Here is a 2138-nt window from a genome sequence, read left to right on the forward strand (position 1 = left end):
GCGCCGGCCTGCTCTCGGCCGCGGTGGGCATGGTGGTGGGCCTGCCGGCGCTGCGGGTGAAGGGCATCTACCTCGGCATGGCCACGCTGGCGTTCGGCTTCATCGTTGAGGAAGTCATGGCGCGCTGGGAGCACGTGACCGGTGGCAACTCGGGTCTGACGGTGGGCTACCCCGCCATCTTCGGCTGGGAGCTTGACTCCACCAACGAGTTCTATTTCCTGTGCCTGGTGGTCACGGTGCTGGCCACGCTGGCCATTGCCAACCTCATGCGCTCTTCCACCGGGCGCGCGTTCGTGGCCATCCGCGATTCGGAGATTTCGGCGCAGAGCATGGGCATCCACCTGGCGCGCTACAAGACCATGAGCTTCGCGCTCTCGGCCGCGCTGGCGGGCATTGGCGGCGCACTGTACGCGCACAAGATCCAGTTCCTGTCGCCCGAGCAGTTCAGCATCATCCAGTCGATTGATTTGCTGCTCATGGTGGTGATCGGCGGGCTGGGCTCGATCCACGGGGCTTTCCTCGGTGCCATCTTCCTCATCGTGATGCCGCAGCTCATCGCCCTGGGCAAAGACTTCCTGCCCGCGGCCATTGGCCAGGCGGCCGGCCTGCAAGGCACGGTGTACGGCCTGGTGCTGATCGCCTTTGTGCTGTTTGAACCCATGGGTCTGTATGGCCGCTGGCTCAAGATCCGCGCGTACTTCCAGCTGTTCCCGTTCTATCGCAAGGGCATGTTCAAGCGGCAGAAATCGTTCCAGAAGTCTGACCGTCTGAAGTGAACACCATGAACGACATTCTTCTCTCAGCCAAAAACCTCAGCGTGCGCTTCGGCGGCGTGCTGGCGGTCAACAACGTGAGCTTCGACGTGAAGCGCGGCGAGGTGTTCACCCTGATCGGCCCCAACGGCGCGGGCAAGACCACGGTGTTCAACCTCATCAGCCGGATCTACACGCCCACCACCGGCACCATCGACTTCGCCGGCCCCGACGGCATGCTGCGCCTGACCGACCAGGCGCCGCACCAGATCGCCAACCTCGGCATCGCACGCACCTTCCAGAACATCGAGCTGTTCGAACACGCCACCGTGCTGCAGAACCTGCTGATCGGGCGCCACACGCACCGCAAGACCGGGCTGTGGAGCGAGCTCTTCTTCACCGGCAAGACCCGTGCGGCAGAGATCGAGGCGCGCGAGAAAGTGGAACACGTCATTGACCTGCTGGATTTGCAGCACCACCGCGAATCGATGGTGGCCGGCCTGCCCTACGGCGTGCGCAAGGTGGTGGAGCTCGCGCGTGCGCTGTGCACCGAGCCTCAGTTGCTGCTGCTCGACGAACCGTCCTCGGGCCTGAACGTGGAGGAAACCGAAGACATGGCGTTCTGGATCACCGACATCAAGAACGAGCTCGGCATCACGGTGCTGATGGTGGAACACGACATGAGCCTGGTCTCCAAGGTATCCGACCGCGTGCTGGCCATGAGCATGGGCACCGAGCTGGCCTCTGGCACGCCGGCCCAGGTGCAGAGCGATCCGGGCGTGATCGAGGCCTACCTCGGCTCGATGGACGACGTGTCCAGCCTGCGCCGCGAAAACCACAAGTCTGCCGCCGTGGGGGTACAGCCATGAGCGTTGCCACTTCCGACACCCCCGTGCTGAAACTGCTCAACGTCGAGAGCGCCTACGGCCCGATCAAGGCCATCCGCGGTGTGAGCCTGCAGGTGCGCCGCAGCGAAATCGCCACCGTGCTCGGCTCCAACGGCGCGGGCAAGACCACCATCCTCAAAACCATCAGCGGCATCATCGACCCGCGCAAGGGCTCGATCGAGTTCAAGGGCGAGAACATCACCGCGCAGGACCCGGCCCACATCGTGCAACAGGGCCTCTCCCACGTGCCCGAGGGGCGCGAGGTGTTCCCGCTGCTCTCGGTGCGCGACAACCTGCTGATGGGCGCCTACACCCGCAAGGACCGCGACGGCGTGGCGCGCGACATGGAGGCGGTGTTCACCTACTTCCCCATCCTGCGCGAGCGCGCCGCGCAAGACGCCGGCCTGCTCTCGGGCGGGCAGCAGCAGATGCTGGCCATCAGCCGCGCGCTCATGGCCAACCCCGACCTGATCCTGCTCGACGAACCCAGCCTGGGCCT

3 protein-coding genes are annotated in these 2138 nt (G+C 65.0%); all 3 read left to right on the forward strand.

Features of this window, described 5'->3' with window-relative positions; translation table 11 throughout:
- The coding region (locus tag IV113_RS19120; protein ID WP_291088279.1) for a branched-chain amino acid ABC transporter permease at positions 1-776 on the forward strand (776 nt) is incomplete at its 5' end.
- Positions 777-781: 5 nt separating this feature from the next.
- On the forward strand, positions 782-1621 hold the full coding sequence (locus tag IV113_RS19125) for an ABC transporter ATP-binding protein (protein ID WP_291088281.1): 840 nt from the start codon (positions 782-784) through the stop codon (positions 1619-1621).
- Positions 1618-2138, forward strand: a 521-nt coding sequence (locus IV113_RS19130) for an ABC transporter ATP-binding protein (protein ID WP_291088283.1), incomplete at its 3' end; no start/stop codon positions are given. The genes IV113_RS19125 and IV113_RS19130, both read left to right, overlap by 4 nt.

The organism is Hydrogenophaga sp. (assembly GCF_018780385.1).
Classification (GTDB): Bacteria; Pseudomonadota; Gammaproteobacteria; order Burkholderiales; family Burkholderiaceae_C; genus Hydrogenophaga.

Coding starts and splice junctions, on each gene's coding strand:
- IV113_RS19125 (WP_291088281.1), top strand. CDS start 782: ATGAACGACATTCTTCTCTCAGCCAAAAACCTCAGCGTGCGCTTCGGC.